Raw genomic sequence first — 220 nt, forward strand, 5'->3', positions numbered from 1 at the left:
AGCGGTAGCGCGCACCGTTTTCATTGGTGAGGCCGACTAAGCGGCGGGCTTTGTCGTAATGGTAGCCGAAGGTATAGCCCAGCGCATTGGTGCGTCGGGTCGGCAGACCGTCTTGGCCGTATTCGTAGGAGGTGGTGTGGCCTTCGGCATCGGTATGGGTGGTCAGACGACCTGCGGCATCATAGCCGAAGGTCTCTTTGCTGCCGTCGGGATAGAGGGC

1 protein-coding gene is annotated in these 220 nt (G+C 60.9%); it reads right to left on the reverse strand.

The genetic code is table 11. The features are described 5' to 3' along the window. A partial coding sequence (locus HMPREF2560_RS04160) for an RHS repeat domain-containing protein (protein ID WP_168163298.1) occupies positions 1-220 on the reverse strand: 220 nt, incomplete at both ends.

The sequence above is a fragment of the Neisseria sp. HMSC078H04 genome (assembly GCF_001838135.1).
GTDB lineage: Bacteria > Pseudomonadota > Gammaproteobacteria > Burkholderiales > Neisseriaceae > Neisseria.